Here is a 17,917-nt window from a genome sequence, read left to right as displayed (position 1 = left end):
TTTCCGGCACGCAAACATGGGGCGAACGATAGATCGCGCTGCGACGGCTGTCGGATTCGTCACGGCTCCGGGGGAAGGATGCGACGACCGGCAACCCGGCCCTCCCGTTCGCGGTCTTCCTGCCCGAGCGGACGGACGGTCCGCGGCAGCCGCGACGACGACGGGGACGCATGCGCATCTCATTCCTGATCCACAACGGGTACGGCATCGGCGGCACGATCCGCACGACCTTCAACCTGTCGGCCGCGCTCGCCGCCGGCGGGCACGACGTGGAGATCGTCTCGGTCTTCCGGCACCGGGAGGAGCCGGCGCTGCGGCTGGACCCCGGCGTGCGGCTGCGCCACCTGGTCGACCTGCGCAGGACGAGCGGGACGTACGACGGCGACCACCCGCTCGCCCAGCGGCCCGCCGTGGTCTTCCCGGCCGCGGACGCCCGCCACGGGCTCTACAGCGCGCTCACCGACGAGCGCATCGCCGCCCACCTCGCGGCGCTCGAGGCGGACGTCGTCATCGGCACCCGGCCCGGACTGAACGTCCATGTCGCACGGCAGGCACCGCGCCGCGCGGTGCGGGTCGCCCAGGAGCACCTGACCCTGGAGACCCACTCGGTACGGCTCCGGCTCGTGCTGCGCCGCCTCTACCCGCGCCTGGACGCCGTGATCACCACCACCGAGTCCGACGCGGACGCCTACCGGCGCAGACTCCGGCTCCCCGGGGTCGTGGTGCGGTCCGTCCCCAACAGCGTGCCCGACCCCGGGATCACCCCCGGCGCCCTGAAGGCGAAATTCGTCGTCGCGGCCGGCCGGCTCGCCGCGGTGAAGCGGTACGAGGACCTCATCCGGGCCTTCGACAAGGTCAGGGCGGAGCGCCCGGACTGGGGCCTGCGCCTGTACGGCACCGGTGACCGCCGCGCGTCGCTCGCCCGGCTCGTCGAGGAGCTGGAACTGGGCGGCACCGTCCGGTTGACGGGACCGGTGTCACCCATGGAGCCCGAGATGGCCAAGGCCTCGATCCTCGCCGTCTCCTCCACGCTGGAGTCCTTCGGCATGACGATCGTCGAGGCCATGCGGGTCGGCCTCCCCGTGGTCAGCACCGACTGCCCGCTCGGCCCCGGGGAGATCGTCGAGCACGGAGTGGACGGACTGCTGGTGCCGCCCCGCGACATCGACGCCATGGCCTCCGCGCTGCTGCGGCTGATCAACGACGAGGAGATGCGCAAGCGCATGGGCCGCGCCGCCCTGCTCAAGGGCGCCCGGTACGACCCGGGTCGGGTCGCCGAGGTGTACATCGGCCTCTTCCAGGAGCTGCTGGACCGCAGGACCGGCGCCGCGGGCCGGGTGCGCGGCGCCGGCCGGCACGCCGGAGCGCTGGCGCTCGGCGCGGCCTACGCGGCCAAGGACGCCGCCAAGCGCGCCGTCCGGCGGGTCAGGCCGCCGGCGAAGCGGGCGACGTAGCCGCCGGTCACCGCGCGTCCGACGGCGCCGTCCGCCGTGCCACGGCCGGGTGGTGGAGATCGAAGGCGGGGGACTCGGAGCGGATCCGCGGGAGCGCCGTGAAGTTGTGCCGAGGCGGCGGGCAGGAGGTCGCCCACTCCAGGGACCGCCCGAAGCCCCACGGGTCGTCCTCCTCGACCTTCGCGCCGTGCCGCGCGGTCCGCCAGACGTTGCAGAGGAACGGCAGCGTCGAGATGCCCAGCAGGAACGCGCCGATCGTCGAGACCGTGTTGAGCACGGTGAAGCCGTCCGCCGCCAGGTAGTCGGCGTACCGCCTCGGCATCCCCGCCACCCCCAGCCAGTGCTGGACCAGGAAGGTGGTGTGGAAGCCCACGAACAGCGTCCAGAAGTGGATCCGCCCCAGCCGCTCGTCGAGCATCTTCCCGGTGAACTTGGGCCACCAGAAGGAGAAGCCGGCGAACATCGCGAACACCACGGTCCCGAAGACCACGTAGTGGAAGTGGGCGACGACGAAGTACGAGTCGCTGACCTGGAAGTCCAGCGGAGGCGAGGCCAGGATCACCCCCGTCAGCCCGCCGAACAGGAAGCTCACGAGGAAGCCCACCGCCCACAGCATCGGCGTCTCGAAGGAGAGCGAGCCGCCGAGCATGGTGCCGATCCAGTTGAAGAACTTCACCCCGGTCGGCACCGCGATCAGGAAGGAGGTGAAGGAGAAGAACGGCAGCAGCACCGCGCCCGTGACGAACATGTGGTGCGCCCACACCACCATCGACAGCCCGGTGATGGCCATCGTGGCGCCGATCAGGGTGGTGTAGCCGAAGACCGGCTTGCGGGAGAAGACCGGCAGGATCTCGGTGATGATGCCGAAGAACGGCAGCGCGATGATGTAGACCTCCGGGTGGCCGAAGAACCAGAACAGGTGCTGCCACAGCAGCGCCCCGCCGTTCGCCGCGTCGAAGACCACCGACCCGAAGTGCCGGTCCGCCTCCAGGACGAGCAGCGAGGCCGCCAGCACGGGGAACGCCATCAGCACCAGGACCGAGGTGAAGAGCACGTTCCAGGTGAAGACCGGCATCCGGAACATCGTCATGCCCGGCGCCCGCATCCCGACGATGGTCGCCACGAAGTTGACGGCGCCCAGGATCGTCCCGAAGCCCGCCACTGCCAGCCCCATGATCCACATGTCGGCGCCGATCCCGGGGGATCGGGTCAGGCTGTTCAGCGGCGCGTAGGCGAACCATCCGAACGACGCGCCGCCGTCCGGCGTGAGCAGGCCGGCCAGCACGATCAGACCGCCGAACAGGAACAGCCAGTACGACAGCATGTTCAGCCGGGGGAAGGCGACATCGGGGGAGCCGATCTGCAGCGGCATGATCTCGTTGGCGAAGCCCGCGAAGGTCGGGGTCGCGAAGAGCAGCAGCATGATCGTGCCGTGCATCGTGAACAACTGGTTGAACTGCTCGTTCGTCATCAGTTGCAGCCCCGGGCGGGCCAGTTCGGCACGCATCAGCAGCGCCATGGCGCCCGCCGCGAGGAAGAAGCAGAACGAGGTGATCAGGTAGAGGTGCCCGATCTTCTTGTGGTCGGTGGTGGTCAGCCAGTCCACCGCCACACGCCCCGGCCGCCGCGGTGTCCGCACCCGCTCGTCGGTGGCCGGCGCCGCGTACGTCCCCATCCGCGCGCTCCCTCGTGATCGGAGTTCCTGCCGGTGTGTGCACCGTAGCCCGGGGCGGGCGCGCGGACGGCGCGCCTCGCCCACCGCGCGCGGCACGGCCGCGGGGGCGCGCGGAGGCGTGCGGAGACGGGCGGGTGCGCGCTTCGGACCGATTCCGGACTGCTCCGGGCCCCATTGAGCACGGCGTCGAACGAAAGTACGATAAAGGTGTCATGCCGTAGCGCAGCGAGGGGGGCACCCCGTGACGCACCCGGACTTCCACCGCGCGCTCGCCTGCGCGCTCGCGGCCGCCCGGCGCGGCTTCCCGGTCATTCCGCTGTCCCGCACCAAACTGCCGGCCGTGCGCTCGCCGCACCGCGGTGAGACCGGCGGCGGGATGTGCCGCGGCCAGTGCGGGCGGTTCGGCCACGGGGTGCACGACGCCTCCACCGACCCCGTGCGGATCGCCGAACTGTTCGCGGCTGCGCCCTGGGCCTCGGGGTACGGGATCGCCTGCGGCCGCCCGCCGCACTATCTGATCGGTCTCGACCTGGACCGCAAGGGCGGCGCCGACGGTCTCGCCGATCTGGTCGACCTTGCGGCGCGTCAGGGCTTCGCGGTGCCGTGGACGCGTACGGTGCTCACCCCGAGCGGGGGACGGCATCTGTGGCTCACCGGCCCGGCCGAGGTCGTCGTCCCGAACTCCGTCAGCCGGCTGGGCCGCGGGATCGATGTACGCGGCAGCGGCGGCTATCTGGTGGGCCCGGGCTCGGTCACCACCGCGGGCCGCTACCGCTGGGACCCGCCGACGGCGTCGATGCCGCCCGCCGCCGTGCCGCGGCGGCTGCTGCGGCTGCTCATGACGCCGTCACCGAAACCGTGGGCGGCGCGCGCGGGGGCCGCCAGGGCCGCCGAGGCCGGCAAGACACAGCGCGCGGGCGGCGGCACGGCGGGCCCGCTGATCCGCTTCGTCCTCGACTCGTTGGAGGGGGAGCGCAACGAGCGGCTGTTCTGGGCCGCCTGCCGGGCCTTCGAGAACGGCCACGGCGAGGACGTGGCCGCCGAGATGGTCGGCGCCGCCGTGCGTACCGGTCTGCCGGAGCGCGAGGCGGCCGCCACAGTGGGCTCGGCGCGCAGACATGTGCTGCGGGGGTCTGGCGGCCGGGGCGTCGCGGGAGCACGCTGACAGCATGACCTCAACCGTATCGAGTGCCGGACGGGTCGCCATCACCGAGGACGCCGCAGGGCTGCTGCGGCGCCTGGCGGAGGAGCACGGCCCGTTGATGTTCCATCAGTCCGGCGGCTGCTGCGACGGCAGTTCGCCGATGTGCTATCCGCAGGGGGAGTTGCTCACCGGGGACTCCGACGTGCACCTGGGCGATCTCGGCGTCCCGGGCATCGACCCGGTGCCGGTGTGGATGTCGCGGGATCAGTTCGCGTACTGGAGCCACACGCATCTGACGATCGATGTGGTTCCGGGACGCGGCAGCGGCTTCTCGCTGGAGGCGCCCACCGGCAACCGGTTTCTCATTCGGTCGCGGTTGCTGACCGACGAAGAGCTGGCGGCTCTGGGGATGTGATGTGAGGGAAGTGTGAGGGCTGTTTCCGGTAATTCCGGGACTCCTGGAGCCGGTTTTATCGGCCCCGGACGGCGTGAATTCGAGGGGTGACGGGAAAGCGGGATGCCGACAGTGTGAACGGTGCACGCCAAACGAGTCTCGGCATTCTGTGACAGAAGTGTGACGACGGCGCGTCGGCGTGTCTTCCGTCACGGCTCGTATGCGCCTACCGTGGCTCATATGGCTGACGACCCGGGCGGCACGCCCCACGCACCGCAACCCCAGGACCCGCCGGACGCCTATGTCGGCCTCGCGGCGGACGAGGCCGAGCGCCGGGCCACGGAGCGTGGCTGGACCACGGTCCGCTCCCTCCCGCCGGGCGCGATCATCACCATGGAGTACCGCGCCGGGCGGCTGAACCTCACCGTCGACGGCGGCCGGGTGACCCGATCCTGGGCCGGCTGACGCGCTCCGCGCCCCCGTACGGCGACGGCCTCGGCACCCCCTCTTCGGGGTGCCGAGGCCGTCGCCGTGAGGCCGGGGAGTGCCGGGTGCGCAGCGGCCCCCGGGTGGTCAGCCGGTGGTGCCGCGGCCGCGGCCCGCGCCGCTCTGCCCGAGCGGGCCCTGCCGGGTGGTGGAGCGTTCGGCGGGCGGCCTGCGGCTGCCCGCCGGGGTGACCGGGCTGCGCTCGTGGCGGGTGGCGTGCGGACGGACCGCGTGGTGCGCCACCCCCGGCGCCGCGTTCGGCGTGCGGCCGCTGACCACCAGGCTGTCCCGGTCCGCCTCGGAGTCCTCCGCGACCTGCGGGGCCGCCATGGCGGGGCTGACCGGCCGGATGGTGGCGGGCAGCACGGAGGTGCCCCGGCGGCGGGCCCAGGCGCTGGTGATCCACTGCTCGGAGGAGGCCATCAGGGGCTCGAACCAGGGCAGCGCCAGCAGGATCAGCAGGCCGGCGGCCCAGCCGAGCAGCACGTCGCTGACCCAGTGGGTGCCCAGGTAGATGGTGGTCATGCCGACGCCCAGGGCGAGCAGCGCCGCGATGACCGAGGTCACCCGGCGAACCCATGGGGTGGTGGCCAGATAGGCGAGAACGCCCCAGGTCACGACGGCATTGGCGGTGTGGCCCGAAGGAAATATATCGCCGCCGGCGAAGAGCTCGGCGGATCCCGCTGTGGTCGCGTAGTGGGGGCCGAGCCTGCCCAGCCCGTACTTCACCGATCCCACGGTCACGTTCAGCAGCAGGAGCGAGGTGCCCAGCACGAGCAGCGGGTGCAGGGTGCGCTGCCGCCAGGCGCGCCAGCCCAGCCAGACCGCCACGATCACGGCGGTGGGGCCGCGCTGGCCCAGGACGACGAAGTAGTCGAGGAAGGCGTGGACCTGCGGCCACTGCTTGTACGGCCGGAACATCATGACCTGCCAGTCCAAGGTCACGAGCTTGGACGTGGTCAGCACGGCTACGACGATGGCCACATACGCCACCAGCGTCGAACCGAACAGCAGTCCGCGTGTTCGGCTCATGCGCGGGAGCGCCTGGGCTGTCTCGGGCTCCGCCGGGCGGCGAAGCTTGTCATCGGTACGCACTCAATCGACGTTACAGCGTGTGATGGGTGAGTTCGGCCTGAAGGGGCCCTTCGTAATGACGATGTGATGTGGACTGCGTCTCAGTGCACCCATTGGAGGTACACCCGCGGGGTGCATTGAGCCAAATGCGCGAACTCCTGGATTTCGCGTTTGGAAGATGCTCCGACCGATCACAGGAAATCCCGTGTTCGATTTTTCTCGACCGGTTTATCGGTGATGGCCGGAAGCTCTCCCCATGAGTTGCCGCGGCGTTTGCCTGCCGTTCATGATCACGGTTGGTCACCGGGCGGCTCCGGTCCGGCGGCCGGACATGTCCGGCAGGTCCGCCGTGCGCGCATCGGGCGTGACGGGGACCACGTCGGAACGGTGACCCGCGCCCCCCACCCGTCCACGGGACTCGCGTAGTGTGTCGATTTCACTCGCCCTCGTCGCTGGGTTCCCCCGGGACCGTTCCCCATCGTCCTGCCCGGCCGCACCGCGAGCGCACCGCTGGGAGGTACGTACATGACCGGGACGACCTCGCCCGGCATCCCCGGGTCGGCCGCCGTCCCCCTGCGGCACAGCCGACCGGTCAGCCGCTGGACCGTCCTCATCGTCCTCTGCGTCAGCCTGCTGCTCGTCGCACTCGACGCGACCGTGCTGCACGTCGCCGTCCCCGCCGTGAGCGAGGACCTGCGTCCCAGCGCGATAGCGCTGCTGTGGATCGTCGACGCCTATCCGCTCGTCGCCGCGTCCCTGCTGATCCTCTTCGGCACCCTCGGCGACCGTGTCGGCAGACGCCGCATCCTGCTGCTCGGGTACGCGATCTTCGCCGCCGCCTCCGCGGTGGCGGCGTTCGCCCCGACCCCCGAGATCCTGATCGGGGCCCGGGCGCTGCTCGGCGTCGGCGGCGCGATGATCATGCCGGCCACGCTGTCGATCCTGCGGCAGGTCTTCCCCGACCGCCGGGAGCGGGCGGTGGCCATCGGCGTGTGGAGCGCCGTCGCCGCCGTCGGCGCGGCGGTCGGGCCGGTCCTCGGCGGCTTCCTCGTCGAGAACTTCTGGTGGGGCTCGGTCTTCCTGATCAACATCCCCCTGATGGTGGTCATCCTCCCGGTCGCCCGCTGGCTGCTGCCGGAGTCCCGCGGTGATCAGGACGGCCCGTGGGACGTGGTCGGCGCGCTGATGGCGGCCCTCGGCGTGCTCGGCGCGATCCTCGGGGTGAAGCGGCTCGGCGGCGGGGCCGCGGTGTACGAGCCCTCCGTGCTGGTGCCGCTGCTCGGCGGCTGCCTGCTGCTGGTGCTCTTCGTACGGCGGCAGAACCGGCGCGAACACCCGCTGATCGACATAGGGATGTTCCGCCGCCCGGCCTTCGGCACCTCCGTGGGGTGCATCGTGCTGGCGCTGCTGGCCCTGGTCGGCCTGGAGCTCATCGCCGTCCAGTACCTCCAGCTCATCCTCGGCCTCAGCCCCCTGGCGACCGGGCTGCGGCTGCTGCCCCTGACGTTCGCCGCCATGGGCGCCGGACTGCTCGGCTCCCGGATGCTCACCCGCCTCGGCCCGCGGGCCATGGTCGCCGGAGGCTTCGTCCTCACCGCGATCGCCGTGCTCGGACTCACCCACATGGGCCAGTTCGACCGGCCCTGGGTGCTGACCGGCTGCTTCGTGCTGCTCGGCTTCGGCCTGGAGACCACCTTGTTCGCGGCGTACGAGTCGATGCTGAGCGAGGCCCCGGCCGAGCACGCCGGCGGCGCCGCCGCGATCGGCGAGACCTCGTACCAACTCGGCGCGGGCCTCGGGATCGCCCTGCTCGGCAGCGTCATGAACGCCGCCTACGCGCCGGGCGTCGCCCGGACCCACGGCGTGCCCGCCGACGCGCGGGTTGCGGCCGGCAAGTCGCTCGGCGAGGCCTACAAGGTCTCCGACCGCCTCGGCGGGACGGCGGGCGCCTCCCTGCGCCACGCCGCCCGGCACGCCTTCGTGCACGGCCTGCACATCACCCTCGTCGTCAGCGCCGCGCTGCTCCTGCTGGGAGCGGTGGCCGCGCTGCGGCTGCCGCGCCGCATGGAGTGCGCCGCACGCCAGACGGCGTCCTCCGCACCCGGGCTCCCCGCGCAGCGCGACCACGTGATGACCGCGGTGGAGGCGTCCCGCTGAGCCGGGAGCGGGGTCTTTACCCGGACCCGCCGCACAAGTAGCTTCGGGCGTGGAGCACCGTGATCACCGGAGGGACGACGATGTCCGCTGGAAAGCCGCAGTTCGACCCGGGCGACCCGCTGGGTCTCGACGACCTGCTCGGCGACGAGGAGCGCGCCGTGCGGGACACCGTGCGCGCCTGGGCCGCCGACCGCGTACTGCCGCACGTGGCGCAGTGGTACGAGCGCGGCGAACTGCCGGTCATCCGCGAACTGGCGCGTGAACTCGGCTCGATCGGGGCGCTCGGGATGTCGCTGACCGGCTACGGCTGCGCCGGGGCGACCGCGGTCCAGTACGGGCTGGCCTGCCTGGAACTGGAGGCGGCCGATTCCGGCATCCGCTCGCTGGTCTCGGTCCAGGGATCGCTGGCGATGTACGCCATCCACCGCTACGGCTCCGAGGAGCAGAAGCAGCAGTGGCTGCCCCGCATGGCGGCGGGCGAGGTGATCGGCTGCTTCGGGCTCACCGAACCCGACCACGGCTCCGACCCGGCCGGCATGCGCACGTACGCCAAGCGCGACGGCTCCGACTGGATCCTCACCGGCCGCAAGATGTGGATCACCAACGGCTCCGTCGCCGGGGTCGCCGTCGTCTGGGCCCGCACCGACGAGGGCATCCGCGGCTTCGCCGTCCCCACCGACACCCCCGGCTTCTCGGCACCCGAGATCACCCACAAGTGGTCGCTGCGCGCCTCGGTCACCAGCGAACTGGTCATGGACGACGTCCGCCTGCCCGCCGACGCGGTGCTGCCGGAGGTCACCGGTCTGCGCGGGCCGCTCAGCTGCCTCAACCACGCCCGCTACGGCATCGTCTGGGGCGCGATGGGCGCCGCCCGCAGCAGCTTCGAGGCGGCGCTGGAGTACGCGCGGACGCGCGAGCAGTTCGGGCGGCCGATCGGCGGCTTCCAGCTCACCCAGGCCAAGCTCGCCGACATGGCGGTCGAACTCCACAAGGGCATCCTGCTCGCCCACCACCTCGGCCGCCGGATGGACGCGGGCACGCTGCGGCCCGAACAGGTCAGCTTCGGCAAGCTCAACAATGTCCGCGAGGCGATCGAGATCTGCCGCACGGCCCGCACGATCCTGGGCGCGAACGGGATCTCGCTGGAGTACCCCGTCATGCGGCACGCCACCAACCTGGAGTCCGTGCTCACCTACGAGGGCACGGTGGAGATGCACCAACTCGTCCTGGGCAAGGCCCTCACGGGCCTCGACGCCTTCCGCTGACGGGCCCGGGGGCGGGGACCCCGAGCGGCGGCCTCAGCTCTGGTTGAAGAAGCCGTCGCCGCCGCGCTTGCTGTCGGCGTTGACGACGAGGTAGTCGGGCGGGGTCAGCAGGAAGACCCGGTTGGCCACGCGCTCGATGGAACCGCGCAGACCGAAGGTGAGGCCGGCCGCGAAGTCCACGACGCGCTTGGCGTCGCCGGAGTCCATGGCCGTGAGGTTGACGATGACCGGGACGCCGTCCCGGAAGAGCTCGCCGATGCCGCGGGCGTCCCGGAAGCCGTCCGGGGTGACCGTGGCGATGCGGCGCCCCTGCTCGTGCGCCGACTCGGAGGCCACGCGCACACGGGGGTCGGTGACCCAGGAGTCGCTCGGGGCCGGCTCGGCGCCCTCGCCGTAGTCGGCGTACTCCTCGTCGTAGTACTCCTCGCCGCCGTTGTCGTCGACGAGGCCCAGCCAGGCGCTCGCGCGTCGTACCGAACCCATGGACGCCTCCTCTCTCACACACGGTCAGTTTGCCGTCCGCGTCCCTATCGTCGTCCATGATGCGGAGGATGCGCCAAGTGGATACCCGGCAGGGAGGGGATTCGTGACATACCTGGTGCATTAATCTGCCCGGAAGTACCCGGTTGACGCAGGCGATACGGGCATCTGACGGATCATCGGAAAGTTTCCCGCCCGGGAGGGTGACGCCGCGCGGCCGGATAGCCGAATCGGCTGACGTATAACATGACCAGCGGATGAGGTGGTCCATCGCGGCACGAGACGTGTGGGGGAAGCGATGTTCGGAATCGTCAGGCCGTGCCGGCACCGGCTTTCGGAGACTCTGCGCACCTCCTGGACGGCCCATCTGTGCGGGCTCTGCCTCGCGCTGCGGGACGACCACGGGCAACTGGCCCGCGCCGCCACCAATTACGACGGCCTGATCATCTCGGTGCTGGTCGAGGCGCAGACCGGACTCGGCACGGGTGCGGATGGCGTTGCGGGCGGCGCACGGCGGGCGGCTGTGTCGGCTGTGTCCCGCAGGACCGCCGGGCCGTGCCCGCTGCGGGCCATGCGGACCGCTCCGGTCGCCAAGGGCGAGGGCGCACGGCTGGCCGCGGCGGTCTCCCTGGTACTGGCCTCGGCCAAGATGCGCGACCACGTGGCCGACGGCGACGGACTGCTGGCGCGCCGCCCGATGGCAGCGGCCGCGCGCACGATGGCCCGGCGCTGGGACCGCGCGGGCGCCGCGACCGGAGCGGCGCTCGGCTTCGACACCGCGGTGCTGGTGGACGCCGTCGACCGGCAGACCGCCATCGAGGCGGCCGTGGGCCCCGGCACCCCGCTGCTCACCGTCACCGAGCCCACCGAGACCGCGACGGCCGCGGCCTTCGGCCACACCGCGGTGCTGGCCGGACGGCCGCACAACCGCGCACCGCTGGAGGAGGCGGGCCGCCTCTTCGGCCGGCTGGCGCACCTGCTGGACGCGGTCGAGGACCTGGACGCGGACGCCGCCGCCGGTGCGTGGAACCCGCTGGCGGCCACCGGGACCGGCCCGGACGAGGCCCGGCGGCTGTGCGACGACGCCGTGCGCGGCGTCCGACTGGCGCTGCGGGACGTGGAGTTCAACGACGGCCGGCTCGCCCATGAGCTGCTGGCGCACGAACTGCGCCGCTCGGTGGAGCGTGCGTTCGGCGCGGTGTGCGTGCATCAGGCCGCGGGGCGGCCTCCGTCGTCGCCGTCGTCGTCGCCGTGGCTCGCCCCGGAACCTCCGCAGCGGCCGGGCCCCGGACGGGGGTTGCTCGCGGGGTGTGCGATGTGGTCGGTGCTGTGCTGCACCTGCCAGATCTGCTGCCGCGACCATTACGAGGACCCCTGGTCGGGGAAGCGGCGCGAGGGGTGGTGCTCCAACTGCGACTGCGATTGTTCCGGGTGCGGGGACTGTTGCGATTGCGGCGACTGCTGTGATGGGTGCGATTGTTGTGGGTGCGACTGCTGAGGCCTGACGGCGTGGACCGGGTTTTTTCCCCGCCCTCCCTCCCGTGTGCCTCAGGAAGTCCGGGCGTCCCGACGCACGTTGTGTGGGGGCCGGGTGCGGGGCCTCCGGGGCTGCCATTCTGGACAGCACATTTAGGTGCCTCAGGCGCTTGCCGTTGGGTGCCCCGGGTTGTGCACCCAAATATGCTCCAGTGTCCAGAACGCCACCCCTACGACCCCGCCCCCTCCGTTTCGTCATGCGCCTGATCCCCGGTGGGTGGGTATGGACGGCACCGTGCTCGGGTTGGTGGGGCGGCTGAAAGGTGCCCTTGTGCGATTGTGCACGGCTCTTGAATACTCCTTTGTGCGCAGCGGCTTGACAGGGGCACGCCACCCCCCACGGTGGTGGAGTCCTCGCTGCGCCTCACCGGCTCGCGCTACGCGGGTCAACTTCCGTTCCCCCACAGGAGGACAAGCGTGAGGATCAAGCGCACGACGCACACCCCCGCCCCCAGACGCGTACGGCTGATCGCCATCGCGTCCGGTCTGCTCGCGGCCACCGCGCTCACCCTGCCCGCCGCGCAGGCCGCACCGTCCCCCAAGGCCTCTCCGGAGGCTGCCACGGCGCTCGCCGCGTCGCTGGGCACCGGCTCCACGGCCGGTTCGTACTACGACGCCCAGGCCAAGGCCATGGTCGTCAACGTCACCACCACCAAGGCCGCGCAGGCCGTCAGTGCCGCCGGTGCCGTGCCCAAGCTCGTCGCGCACAGCACCGCGCAGCTGAACCAGGCCGGTGCCGCCGCCCTGGCCGCGGATGTCGCGGGCACCTCGTGGGTCATCGACCCCAAGAGCAACCGCCTGGAGATCACCGCCGACAGCACGGTCACCGGGGCCGAACTGTCCAAGGTGCAGCAGGCCACCGCCCCCTACGGCGCGGCCGTCACCTTCCGGCGCACGGCGGGCACCTTCAAGCGGCTGATCGCCGGCGGTGACGCCATCTACGGCGGGGGCTACCGCTGCTCGCTCGGCTTCAACGTCCGCAGCGGCAGCACGAACTACTTCCTGACCGCCGGTCACTGCGGCGAGGTCGCCTCGACCTGGTACTCCAACTCCAGCCAGTCGACGGTGCTCGGCAGCAACGTCAGCTACAGCTTCCCGACCAACGACTACGCGCTGGTCCGGTACACCAACACCTCGGTGGCCAAGGGCGGCACGGCCGGCAACACCGACATCACCAGCGCCGGCAACGCCTTCGTGGGCCAGGCCGTCCTGCGTGACGGTTCCACCACCGGCATCCACAGCGGTACGGTCACCGGCCTCAACGCCACCGTCAACTACGGCAACGGCGACGTGGTCTACCAGATGATCCGCACCAACGTCTGCGCCGAGGGCGGCGACTCCGGCGGTGCCATGTACACCTCCGGCGGGGTCGCGCTCGGTCTGACCTCGGGCGGCAGCGGCAACTGCTCCACCGGCGGCACCACGTTCTTCCAGCCGGTCACCGAGGCCCTGAGCGCCTACGGCGTCAGCGTCTTCTGACCCTTCCACCTCGATGTGCCCGGCGGCTCCGGCCGCCGGGCACATCGGCATACGGCCCTCTTGTCCGCAAGCCGTACGGTCGCAATACTCCGCGAGGCACCGCATAACCTCGTAGGGGGGCACAAATGAGGAACAAGGGGCGCAGGGACACCACTTCGCACAGCGGCACCGCCAGAGGGGCGGGGTACCTCGCCGTGCTGCTCGGACTGCTCGCGGCCACCGTGTCCGCCCTGCCCGCCGCGCAGGCGGCTCCCTCGCCCGCGCAGCTGACCGCGGTGGTCCGCGCGGCGGAGTCCGCCGACGTCCCCGGCAGCGCATGGTCCGTCGACGCCGACGGCACGCTGGTCGTGGTCACCGACGCGACGGTCTCCCGCGCCGGGCTCGACGCGCTGCGCCGCGCGGCGGGACCGTACGACGGCGCCGTCCGCTTCGAACGCGCCCCCGGCGTCCTCCGCCGCTTCGCCTCCGGTGGCACCGCGGCCTACGGCGGCGGCTTCCGCTGCTCGGTCGGCTTCAACGTCCGCTCCGGGGGCGTCCGCTACTTCCTGACGGCCGGTCACTGCGGGGCGGCCGCGGACCGCTGGTACGCCGACGCCGCCCAGACGCGCCCGCTCGGGACCACCGTCGCCCATCGCTACCCGGTCGACGACTACGCGCTCGTGCGCTACGACACGGCGAAGGGCCACCCCGGCTCGGTCGGCCGGCAGGACATCAGGAAGGCCGCCGCCGCGTACGTCGGCGAGGCCGTCAAGCGCGCCGGCTCCACCACCGGCGTGCACAGCGGCACCGTCACCGGGCTCGGTTTCACCGTCAACTACGGGGGCGGCGACATCGTCCGCGGCCTCATCCGCACCGACATATGCGCCGAGCCCGGCGACTCCGGCGGCCCGTTGTACGACGGCACGAAGGCGCTGGGCCTGACCTCGGGCGGCAGCGGCGACTGCGCGAGCGGTGGCACGACCTTCTACCAGCCGCTGCCCGAGGTGCTGAAGGCGTACCGGGTCGCTCTCTACTGACCGGCGAAGCGCACCCGACCTCCCGTCGTCCCCGGCGCTGCGAACGCCAGGAGGCGCTCGCCCTCCGCGGCGAGCGCGTCGCGCGCCGCGGACGGCAGGGGCGCGTACGGCAGGAGATGGAGCACGGCCGTGCCGCGCGACGACTCGATCCGCCACAGCCCGCCGACGAAGCCGTCGTGGAGGAAGAAGCCCCGGTTGCTGCCGCTGCCGGGGAGGGCGGGGACGGGGGAGGAGGGGCCGGGCGGCACGATCCGCGAGCGGTCGGCGTGCGACAGCACGATGTTGTCGTACTGCGGCAGGAAGCGGGGCGGGGCCGGCGTCCCGGGATCGGGGAAGGGCGTGCCGGGGACGTCGTACAACTCGGCGCCGTGCTCGTCGCGGTAGACCCGCAGCCGGGGGCGGAGCCGGTCGACGACCGCGCGCACCCCGGTGAGCCCGGACCACACGGCGACGTCCCTGACCGCCGCGGGGCCGAACGCGGCGAGGTAGCGCAGCACCGTCCGCTCCGGTCCGCGGTCCCCGGCGGCCTCGAAGGTCCGGTCGAGCCACTGCTCGGCCGGGGTCTGCAGCGCGGCGCCCGGCGTCCGCCACAGTCCGCGCGGCGGCGGCTGGACCGTGGGCACGCGGGCGGTCACCGCCAGGCTCAGCGGCAGCCGTTCGCGCTCCGGCCACCGCTCGCGCAGGCCGTCGCCGAGCCGGCTCGCGGACAGCGGGCCGGCGGCCAGGAGCACGCGGCCCGCCTCGGCGACCTCCGCGAGATCCAGCCCGTCGAGCTGCCGCCGGAACTGCCCGAGCAGCCGCCGTTCCAGGACGTCCTGGACGACCGGGCGCAGCACCATGCAGTCCTGCGCGGCCACCAGGTGAACGGTCCAGCGCAGCAGGGACATCCGGACCGCGCGGCGGTCCGTCAGCATCCCCGACAGCTCGCCCGGCTCGAAGTCCGCGATCCGCGACCACAGCGCCACGTACGGGTCCTGCGGCTCCTGCGCCTGAAGCCCCACCAGGTGCCCGAGCACGTGTTCCGCGCTCACGTCCGCCCGCCGCAGCAGGAACTGGCGGGCCAGCAACGAGCGGTTGAGGGTGCGGCGGTCCAGGGCGGTGCCCTCGGGCACGGTCTCCGTCTCCATGGCGGCACCGTATCCACGATTGCGGTCAGGAGCTGTCCGCGATGGCTGCCAGACTGGGCACGTGCTGGAAACCTCCGCCCGCCTGCTGCGGCTGCTCTCCCTGCTCCAGTCGCGGCGCGACTGGACCGGCCCCGAGCTGGCCGGACGTCTCGAGGTCACCGCCCGGACCGTGCGCCGTGACGTGGAACGGCTGCGCGCGCTCGGCTACCCCGTGCACGCCTCGCCCGGCACCACCGGCGGCTACCGCCTGGGGGCGGGCGCCGCCCTGCCGCCGCTGCTGCTCGACGACGAGGAGGCGATCGCCGTCGCCCTGTGCCTGCGCACGGGCGCGGGCGGCAGCGTCGAGGGCATCGAGGAGACGTCCCTGCGGGCCCTGGCCAAACTGGAGCAGGTGCTTCCGTCCCGGCTCCGGCACCGGGTCCAGGCCATGGGGGCGGTCGCCGTCTCCCGTCCCCCCGCGGCGGCCGATGCCGTGGCCCCGGACGTCCTGGCGCTGATCGGCGCGGCCTGCCGCGACCGCGAACGCCTGCGGTTCGACTACCTCACGCACGACGGGACGGCCGGCCGCCGCACCGCCGAGCCGCACAGCCTCGTCCACCACGGCCGCCGCTGGTACCTGCTGGCGTGGGACACCGACCGCCAGGACTGGCGGACCTTCCGCGTCGACCGCATGGAGCCCAAGTCCCCCACCGGGCCGCGTTTCGCCCCCCGCCGGCCGCCCACGGACGCCGCCGCCTACGTCGCCCGCGGCGTCACCTCTCGCGCCTACCGGCACCAGGCGATCGTGACGCTGCACGCCTCCGCCGAGTCCCTCGCCGACCGGGCCTCCTGGGGCTTCGCCACCATCGAGGCCGCCGGCCCCGACCGCTGCATCGTGCGCACCGGCGCGGAGTCCCTGGACGTCCTCGCCCTCTACATCGGCACGCTCGGCGTCGACTTCGAGGTCCACGAACCCCCCGAACTGGTCGCGCACCTGCGCGACGTCGCCGCCCGCCTGGCCCGCGGCGCGGGCGGCGACGCATAGCTCAGGACGTGACAAGGCCCAGGTGCCGCAGCACGGAGCCGGCGGCGCGGGCGGCGGCGGCGCGGGACTCGTCGGTGGGGTCGAGGGTCTCGAAGCCGTGGCGGCCGTGCGGCACGTCGACCACCTCGACGCGGGCGCCGAACCCCTCGGCGGCGGAGAGGAAGTCCGCGACCGTGGCGGCGATGTCCGGCGCCTCCCGCCCCACGCGGGTCAGCACCACCGGAAGGGAACCGGCCGTGCGCAGCGCGGCCGCGGGGCGGAAACGGGCCTCCACCATGCCCCAGTTCGGCAGGGGCGCGAGCACGGGGTAGGTCGCCGCGACGCACCGCAGCCAGGCGGGCGGCGCGGCCAGCCAGTCCGCCGCGAGCAGCCCGCCGCCCGAGAAGAACCACAGGGCCACGCGGTCGCCGTCGACGCGGGGATCGCCGCGGACGAGCTCCACCGCCTCGGCGATGTCGTCCGCTGCGCGCGCGAAGTCGGCCATGCCGTGCAGCCGGTGGTCCACGACCGCGCCGACCGCGCCCAGCCCGGCGAGGTACCGGCCGTAGCCGGTGAAGCAGGACCAGTCGCGCGGTGTCGGCCGCACGCCCGCGGGGACCGGGCCGCCGTGCACGAGGACCACCGCGGGCCGGGGACCGTCGGCGTCGGGCAGGTGCAGATCGACCCGCCCGTGCCGCTCCCGCGGCCGTTCCGGCAGGTCCATCAGGAAGGGCCGCAGGTGGGGCGGGAGTTCGGCCTCCGCCCCCCGGAGCCGGTACCCCTCGCCCGCGGCGGCCCGCAGGAGCACGCCGGCCAGCTCGGCGGGGGCGGACAGCATCGGCCAGTGCCCGGTGGCGAGTTCGAAGAAGGTCACCCGCGGGTCGACGAGCGCCCGCAGCCGCGGGTCGCCGAAGCCGGCCAGGGCCTCGACCCGGGCGAGGGTCGACCCGTTGGCGGTGCACAGCACGCCGGTGGACGGCACCCCGGCCCCCGCCCCGGAGAGCCGGAGCGGCTGGGTCAACGTCCCCGCGGGCTGCGGCGCGGCGAGCCGGGCCAGCCGGGCCAGCGCCTCCTCCGCCACACCGTCGAGGCTGCCCCAGCGCTGCCACCCGTCCCGGCCGGGCGGGGCGACGAGCCCGCCGTCCCCGGGCCGTCCGGCGGTGTGCCGCAGCTGTTCGCCGACCGCGGGATCGGGCACGAGCGCCAGCGCCGGGTCGCCGTCCCGGGGGATCCCCGCGTCGAGGTGGACCACGCGGGCGACCCGCTCCGGGCGGCGGTCGGCGGCCCCGGCCACCGGATGGATGCCGTAGCCGTGGCCGACGAGCACCACCTCCGCCGCGTCGCCGGCGGCGTCGACGGCCCGCAGCACGTCCTCGACATGCGTCTCCAGGTCCGTGCCCGGTCCCGCGACGGCGCCGCCCCCGCCCATGCCGGTGAGCGTCACGGGACAGGCCCGCGCGCCCGACTCCCGCAACTGCGCCGCCACGTCGTGCCAGATCCAGCCGCCCGTGTGGGCCTCGGACACCAGGATGAACACCGTCATCAACGCCTCCCGTACACGTGGTTCGCCGGCCCCGGCGCCGTACCGGGTCCGCGCGCTCGCCGGTACCGTAGGAACTCCCCCTGA

15 protein-coding genes are annotated in these 17,917 nt (G+C 73.0%); 10 read left to right on the top strand and 5 right to left on the bottom strand.

What is annotated here, in order from left to right:
* The first annotated feature begins 170 nt into the window (after positions 1–170).
* Positions 171–1,454: a glycosyltransferase family 4 protein gene (locus tag ACIP9H_RS20580; RefSeq protein ID WP_401960066.1), complete on the top strand. Its 1,284-nt coding sequence runs from the start codon at positions 171–173 to the stop codon at positions 1,452–1,454.
* Between the two features lie 7 nt (positions 1,455–1,461).
* Here ACIP9H_RS20580 and ctaD read toward each other — a convergent pair whose 3' ends face one another.
* Positions 1,462–3,129 (bottom strand): cytochrome c oxidase subunit I, encoded by a 1,668-nt coding sequence (ctaD, locus tag ACIP9H_RS20575; RefSeq protein WP_401960063.1) that lies wholly within the window; start codon positions 3,127–3,129, stop codon positions 1,462–1,464.
* Between the two features lie 241 nt (positions 3,130–3,370).
* Here ctaD and ACIP9H_RS20570 point away from each other — a divergent pair, with 241 nt between their 5' ends.
* The 3 genes from ACIP9H_RS20570 (at position 3,371) to ACIP9H_RS20560 (ending at position 5,132) form a co-directional block, all read left to right on the top strand.
* Complete coding sequence (locus tag ACIP9H_RS20570) at positions 3,371–4,294, top strand: bifunctional DNA primase/polymerase (protein WP_401589384.1); 924 nt, start codon at positions 3,371–3,373, stop codon at positions 4,292–4,294.
* Between the two features lie 4 nt (positions 4,295–4,298).
* The gene (locus tag ACIP9H_RS20565) at positions 4,299–4,688 is read left to right on the top strand and encodes a DUF779 domain-containing protein (protein ID WP_401589382.1); all 390 of its coding nucleotides are present in this window, start codon (positions 4,299–4,301) and stop codon (positions 4,686–4,688) included.
* 219 nt (positions 4,689–4,907) lie between these two features.
* Entirely contained in the window at positions 4,908–5,132 is a 225-nt protein-coding gene (locus tag ACIP9H_RS20560) for an I78 family peptidase inhibitor (RefSeq protein ID WP_401589379.1), read from the top strand.
* A gap of 108 nt (positions 5,133–5,240) precedes the next feature.
* On the opposite strand, the gene ACIP9H_RS20555 is transcribed toward ACIP9H_RS20560, so the two are convergent.
* Positions 5,241–6,248, bottom strand: coding sequence for a phosphatase PAP2 family protein (locus tag ACIP9H_RS20555; protein ID WP_401589377.1), 1,008 nt, complete (start codon positions 6,246–6,248; stop codon positions 5,241–5,243).
* 504 nt (positions 6,249–6,752) lie between these two features.
* On the opposite strand from ACIP9H_RS20555, the gene ACIP9H_RS20550 reads away from it, so the two are divergent.
* On the top strand, positions 6,753–8,384 hold the full coding sequence (locus ACIP9H_RS20550) for an MFS transporter (protein WP_401960058.1): 1,632 nt from the start codon (positions 6,753–6,755) through the stop codon (positions 8,382–8,384).
* An 80-nt stretch (positions 8,385–8,464) separates the two neighbouring features.
* Positions 8,465–9,649: an acyl-CoA dehydrogenase family protein gene (locus ACIP9H_RS20545; protein ID WP_401589373.1), complete on the top strand. Its 1,185-nt coding sequence runs from the start codon at positions 8,465–8,467 to the stop codon at positions 9,647–9,649.
* A 33-nt stretch (positions 9,650–9,682) separates the two neighbouring features.
* Here ACIP9H_RS20545 and ACIP9H_RS20540 read toward each other — a convergent pair whose 3' ends face one another.
* Positions 9,683–10,132, bottom strand: coding sequence for a cell division protein SepF (locus tag ACIP9H_RS20540; protein ID WP_401589371.1), 450 nt, complete (start codon positions 10,130–10,132; stop codon positions 9,683–9,685).
* A gap of 295 nt (positions 10,133–10,427) precedes the next feature.
* Here ACIP9H_RS20540 and ACIP9H_RS20535 point away from each other — a divergent pair, with 295 nt between their 5' ends.
* From ACIP9H_RS20535 to ACIP9H_RS20525, 3 genes are all read left to right on the top strand, one after another.
* Entirely contained in the window at positions 10,428–11,627 is a 1,200-nt protein-coding gene (locus tag ACIP9H_RS20535) for a DUF5685 family protein (protein ID WP_401589369.1), read from the top strand.
* Between the two features lie 455 nt (positions 11,628–12,082).
* Positions 12,083–13,144, top strand: coding sequence for a S1 family peptidase (locus ACIP9H_RS20530; protein ID WP_401589366.1), 1,062 nt, complete (start codon positions 12,083–12,085; stop codon positions 13,142–13,144).
* Positions 13,145–13,269: 125 nt separating this feature from the next.
* A complete protein-coding gene (locus tag ACIP9H_RS20525; protein ID WP_401589364.1) occupies positions 13,270–14,160 on the top strand; it encodes a S1 family peptidase in 891 nt (296 codons plus the stop codon).
* On the opposite strand, the gene ACIP9H_RS20520 is transcribed toward ACIP9H_RS20525, so the two are convergent.
* On the bottom strand, positions 14,154–15,287 hold the full coding sequence (locus ACIP9H_RS20520) for a winged helix DNA-binding domain-containing protein (protein ID WP_401960053.1): 1,134 nt from the start codon (positions 15,285–15,287) through the stop codon (positions 14,154–14,156). The two genes, ACIP9H_RS20525 and ACIP9H_RS20520, sit on opposite strands and share 7 nt — an antisense overlap.
* 61 nt (positions 15,288–15,348) lie before the next feature.
* Between ACIP9H_RS20520 and ACIP9H_RS20515 the strand changes: the two genes are divergently transcribed.
* The gene (locus ACIP9H_RS20515; RefSeq protein WP_401960050.1) at positions 15,349–16,311 is read left to right on the top strand and encodes a helix-turn-helix transcriptional regulator; all 963 of its coding nucleotides are present in this window, start codon (positions 15,349–15,351) and stop codon (positions 16,309–16,311) included.
* A 1-nt stretch (position 16,312) separates the two neighbouring features.
* On the opposite strand, the gene ACIP9H_RS20510 is transcribed toward ACIP9H_RS20515, so the two are convergent.
* Complete coding sequence (locus ACIP9H_RS20510; RefSeq protein WP_401960048.1) at positions 16,313–17,833, bottom strand: alpha/beta hydrolase; 1,521 nt, start codon at positions 17,831–17,833, stop codon at positions 16,313–16,315.
* Between the last annotated feature and the right edge of the window lie 84 nt (positions 17,834–17,917).

This window comes from Streptomyces sp. NPDC088732, assembly GCF_044751205.1.
In the GTDB taxonomy this organism is placed as follows: domain Bacteria; phylum Actinomycetota; class Actinomycetes; order Streptomycetales; family Streptomycetaceae; genus Actinacidiphila.
The sequence above is the reverse complement of the archived record's forward strand: the minus strand, read 5'-3'. Positions and strand labels throughout refer to the sequence as shown.